General features: G+C 58.7%; 4 protein-coding genes. All 4 read right to left on the bottom strand.

Annotation, left to right across the window (positions count from 1 at the left end; translation table 11 throughout):
• Nucleotides 1-106 precede the first annotated feature (106 nt).
• The 4 genes from RX972_RS28965 to RX972_RS28950 all read right to left on the bottom strand — a co-directional run bounded on the left by RX972_RS28965 (nucleotide 107) and on the right by RX972_RS28950 (nucleotide 4,855).
• Nucleotides 107-802, bottom strand: a complete 696-nt coding sequence (locus RX972_RS28965; RefSeq protein WP_316880705.1) for a PqiC family protein — start codon at nucleotides 800-802, stop codon at nucleotides 107-109.
• Between the two features lie 180 nt (nucleotides 803-982).
• A complete protein-coding gene (gene parC, locus RX972_RS28960) occupies nucleotides 983-3,247 on the bottom strand; it encodes a DNA topoisomerase IV subunit A (RefSeq protein WP_099267756.1) in 2,265 nt (754 codons plus the stop codon).
• Between the two features lie 10 nt (nucleotides 3,248-3,257).
• On the bottom strand, nucleotides 3,258-3,737 hold the full coding sequence (locus RX972_RS28955) for a TIGR02281 family clan AA aspartic protease (protein ID WP_410478271.1): 480 nt from the start codon (nucleotides 3,735-3,737) through the stop codon (nucleotides 3,258-3,260).
• Nucleotides 3,738-3,775: 38 nt separating this feature from the next.
• The gene (locus tag RX972_RS28950) at nucleotides 3,776-4,855 is read right to left on the bottom strand and encodes an esterase-like activity of phytase family protein (RefSeq protein WP_316880700.1); all 1,080 of its coding nucleotides are present in this window, start codon (nucleotides 4,853-4,855) and stop codon (nucleotides 3,776-3,778) included.
• Nucleotides 4,856-5,330: the final 475 nt, after the last annotated feature.

The following is a 5,330-nucleotide window of genomic DNA, read 5'->3' as shown; positions in this document are numbered from 1 at the left end:
AAGGACGGTGAAGATTTCTAAAACCCGGTACCCAGTGGACCGTAAGGCTGCTCCGCTTAAGTGAACAGCATTACGCATCGCTGCGGGCTTTTTGTTTGCGCCAATCCTAGAAGCGGAACACTTCAAGATCAGTACGTATCGGTGAAGCCATTGGAATCTTTGGTTTATCAGGCTCTTTGGCCCGAGCTACCGGGGCTTTCTTCGGTTCTTCCAGAGGCTGCCAGGAAATCGGCTTGACCGCAGAACTCACCTGATCCGCCAGACGCTGAAGCAGCAGGCCTTGGGCACGCACCTGATCGGCAGACGTCCCGGCATGCAGTTCTTCCAGATGCACGATCCGGCTGTCACGAACATTGCCTTTGCGGTCCACCAGACGCCATTGGGCATCGAGAATCGCAGGCTGCTTCGCGCCCGAGTCCAGACGGCTGATGGACAACACCACTTGCACATCAGGCGTGAAGTTTGCCGCAGCAGGTGCCAGCACTACGCGCTGGCTGTCCAGCTTCCACGCCAATTGGCGCAGCAGCAGTTGGTCAATATCCGAAGACAGGCTACCTGCCCAACGACCGTCGGTCGAAGCGGTCAGGCTACCGTCAGGCTGACGCTGCAGCAGTGTTTCGCGCTGCAGGTAATCCGCCACTGAGACTGGCCCAAGTAAAACTGCCAGGCCCTTAATGTGCGTAGGTTGCCCCGGTGTGCCGCTGTCGAGCTGATAAAGCGAGGTCGGTTGGTTCACACTGCAACCAGCCAGACCCAAAACACCGGCCATCAACAAAACAAAGGGAAGGCGTAGAAGATTCATCGTCCCATCCAGGTGGCCGCCGTCAAGCAAGCCACAGTGTATAACTCAACAAAAGTCGTGCAGGCACTCAGCCACGCTTGCGCCTCAAGACGTCATATCATCCGTGAATATGCGTCATGACTCCAGCGATTATGCGTCGATCTTCATGGCAAAACGAAGACCGATAGCTCTAAACGAGGATTAAGAGGCGTTTTCCACCAAAAGCGCATCAACCCTCTGGAAGCCTCGCGGCAGCTTATTACCCCGACGTCCACGTTCCCCCTTGTAATGTTCCAGATCATCAGGCTTGAGTGACAGGTTACGTTTGCCTGCCTGCAAGACCAGTGTCGAACCTTGCGGTATGACGGCGACATCAGTCACATATTCTTCACGACTGGCCACTCGATCACCCGGAATCCCGATGATCTTGTTGCCCTTGCCTTTGCTCAATTGCGGAAGGTCACTGATCTTGAAGATCAGCAGACGTCCTTCAGTGGTCACAGCGGCGAGCCAGTTTTGCTCGCGATCAGCCACTGGACGCGGCTGCATCACCTTGGCCCCTTTCGGCAGGCTCAACAGCGCTTTACCTGCCTTGTTCTTGGCCTGCAGATCCTCGCCTTTGACCACGAAGCCGTAGCCTGCGTCCGACGCGATGACATAAAGCGCGTCATCTTCAGGCAGCAACACACATTCAAATGTCGCGCCCGGCGGTGGCTGAAGCTTGCCGGTCAACGGCTCGCCCTGTCCCCGCGCCGATGGCAAGGTGTGCGCCGCCAGCGAATAGCTGCGCCCGGTAGAGTCGATAAATACCGCGTATTGGTTGGAGCGGCCCATTGCAGCGGTCTGGAACCCGTCACCCGCCTTGTAGGAAAGCCCGGTCGCGTCGATATCGTGGCCTTTGGCAGAGCGTACCCAGCCTTTTTCCGACAGTACGACGGTCACTTTCTCATTCGGCAGCAGGTCATGCTCGGTCATGGCCTTGGCTTCGGCACGCTCCACGATAGGCGAGCGGCGGTCGTCGCCATAAGTTTCGGCATCTTTAAGCAGCTCGGTGCGGACCAGCTTCTTCAGCTTGGCTTCGCTGCCCAGCAGCGCCAATAATTTGGTTCGCTCTTTGTTCAGCTCATCCTGTTCATTGCGTAGCTTCATTTCTTCGAGACGCGCCAGCTGTCGCAGGCGGGTGTCCAGAATGTAGTCTGCCTGGATTTCGCTCAGCTCGAAGCGTTCGATCAGCTTCGCCTTCGGATGCTCCTCAGTACGGATGATATGGATCACTTCATCCAGATTGAGGTAAGCGATCAACAAACCGTCCAACAGGTGCAGGCGACGCTCCACCTTGTCCAGGCGGAATTGCAGGCGGCGACGCACCGTGCGGACACGGAACTCCAACCACTCCACCAGCAATGCACGCAGGTTTTTAAGTTGCGGTTTGCCATCCAGACCAATGATGTTGATGTTGACCCTGTAGCTGGACTCCAGATCGGTGCTGGCAAACAGGTGCTGCATCAGCGCTTCGTGATCGACCCGGCTGTTCACCGGAATGATCACGATGCGGCAAGGGTTTTCGTGGTCCGACTCATCACGCAGGTCCGCGACCTGCGGTGCTTTGGAAGGTTTGGCCTGCATCAGCCCGGCAATCTGCTCCAGCACCTTGGCGCCGGAAACCTGATGCGGCAGCGCCGTAACGATGATGTCGCCATCTTCCACGTGGTACACGGCGCGCATGCGCACCGAGCCCTTGCCGGTTTCGTACATTTTCAGCAGGTCGGCACGCGGCGTGATGATCTCTGCTTCAGTCGGGTAATCCGGGCCCTGAATGTGTTCAACCAGCTGTTCAACGGTGGCTTTCGGCTCATCAAGCAAACGAACACAGGCCGTCGCGACCTCACGCAGGTTATGCGGCGGCACGTCAGTGGCCATGCCCACGGCGATTCCGGTGGTGCCGTTAAGGAGAATGTTCGGCAAACGTGCCGGCAAAACCGCTGGTTCATCGAGAGTACCGTCGAAGTTCGGCACCCAGTCCGCAGTGCCCTGACCCAGTTCGCTGAGCAGTACTTCGGAGTAACGCGACAAGCGCGCTTCGGTGTAACGCATGGCAGCGAAGGATTTCGGATCATCCGGGGCACCCCAGTTGCCCTGCCCGTCTACCAGCGTATAGCGGTAGCTGAACGGCTGGGCCATGAGCACCATGGCTTCATAACAGGCCGAGTCGCCGTGGGGGTGAAACTTGCCGAGCACGTCGCCGACGGTACGCGCCGACTTCTTGTGCTTGGAATCAGCGTCCAGGCCTAGCTCGCTCATGGCGTAGACGATGCGCCGCTGCACGGGCTTGAGGCCGTCGCCGATATGCGGCAAGGCACGGTCCATGATCACGTACATGGAGTAGTTGAGGTAGGCCTGTTCGGTGAAGTCAGCCAGTGACCGGCGTTCTACACCATCCAGGCTGAGGTCAAGGGAGTCGCTCATGCGTGCCTCATTATTTCGTGGTCTGACGCAGCAGCATGGTGCCGCCGCGCTGAGTGAATTCGAGTTGTTTCATTGCGCTCATACCCAGCAGCACTTGTTCGCCGTCCAGACCGGGCACCACCAGGGCGCGTACGTTGTGCAGGACGATATCGCCCAGTTGCAGGCGCTCGATGGAAGTCCGAAAGCCTTCGCTGCGGCCATTGGCCGTGTTGACCCAGACCTGCGCACCGCGCTGCAACCGCAAGGTGTCGGCCACCTCGCCCGGAACCGCCACATCAGTGGCGCCGGTATCCAGCAAAAACTGCACGAGATGATCGTTGATCTTCCCGGTGCTGACAAAGTGCCCCTGGCGATTGCCCACCAATTGCACTTCGACGTAACCATCACCGTGCTGGGAGGTGACCACGGCGTTGGGATTTTCCTGTTTGTCTTCCCACTCACCAAAAAAGCGTGTCGCGAGAAACAGCCCCGCCGCCCAGGCAACGATCATCAGGACCTTTCCCGCCCGCTTGCCGGGAGGCTGCTGACTCACGGTTTAGCACTCCAGCCACCCGCAGGAGCCGCGAAACGCCACACAATCGGGCGTTCCTCGCCATCAGCGCGCTTGCCAAAATTGTTGTCGACACCAATCCAGGCACCCGTCTCGTCGACGACCAGTGCTTCAGTCAGGCCAAACGCCTGATCATAAAGTCGATTCGGCATCAGGGCTTCTCTGGCGAACGACCAGCACTGCTCGGTCTTGCCGGTTTCCAGATCGCGCCGACAGATGCGATAAGCCGAACGCTCCAAGGTAAACAGCTTGCCGTTGAACAGTGACAGATCCGCGAAATCACGGGATACCGATTTGCCACCCACTTGAGGCGGCAACACTTCTTTGCCGGGTTCAGTCCGCAAGACGCAACTGCCTTTGCAGCGCCAGGCATCCGACTCGCGGCTGACTACCAGTAAACCGCGCTGCTCGCGTTCGGCAGCCAGCCACAAGCGATCACCCTGGGGGCTGACAGCCAAGCCTTCGAAAATGGCGTTGAAGTGTTGCAACATGCCCTTGGCACGCGCCTGTGCGACCAGCTCACTCGGTAATTTCAGCCAGGCCGGCTGTCCTTCCACAGATACCTTGAGGACCTCGGCATGCGCTTCGCTGACGACATATTTATTGCCCGCCGCGTCGCAACTGATGCCTTCGAAATCCAGACTGCCACCGCGGACGAAGGACGACAATTTGGCCAGCGAACGCAGGTTGGCGGGTAAATCGCTCTCCGGCGCAGGCGGTACATCAATCTTTTCCGACTGGGCCTGCCAGACGGTTTTCTTCATATCCATGCGGTAGAGCAAGTCGTCATCGCGGTCCGAAATTGCCCATAACTGGCCGTTGCACATTGCCAGGCCTGACAGGTTACCCCCGACCATGCTGTCTACGGGATGCTCGGAGACGAGCGTCAGCTCTGGTAGAGGGGCTGCGAATGCCGGCGCGGCCAGCAGAGCTGCAAGCAGCCCGCCCCACACATATCTCCTGTCGGAGCGCGCTTGCCCGCGATCCGGCCGATCAGTCGCGACATGCATCGACTGACACACCTCCATCGCGGGCAAGCGCGCTCCTACAGCGGTCATGCGTGCTACGCAGTCTTGTATCAAACGCGCGATTCTGTAGGAGTGAGCTTGCTCGCGATTCGGTCGATCAGTCACAACATGCGTCGACTGACACACCTCCATCGCGGGCAAGCGCGCTCCTACAGAGGTCATGCGTGCTACGCAGTCTTGTATCAAACGCGCAATCCTGTAGGAGTGAGCTTGCTCGCGATTCGGTCGATCAGTCACAACATGCGTCGACTGACCCACCGCCATCGCGGGCAAGCGCGCTCCTACAGAGGTCATGCGTACTACGCGGTCTTGTATCAAACGCGCAATCCTGTAGGAGCGCGCTTGCCCGCGATTAGGTCGAGCAGGCGCAATATCCATCGACTGGCACACCCCCATCGCGGGCAAGCGCGCTCCTACAGCGGTCGTGCGTGCTACGCAGTCTTGTATCAAACGCGCAATCCTGTAGGAGCGCGCTTGCCCGCGATTAGGTCGAGCAGGCGCAACA

Origin of the sequence: Pseudomonas syringae group sp. J309-1 (assembly GCF_032582135.1) — a bacterium.
GTDB classification, from domain to species: domain Bacteria; phylum Pseudomonadota; class Gammaproteobacteria; order Pseudomonadales; family Pseudomonadaceae; genus Aquipseudomonas; species Aquipseudomonas quasicaspiana.
This window is presented reverse-complemented; position numbering and strand designations above follow the sequence as displayed.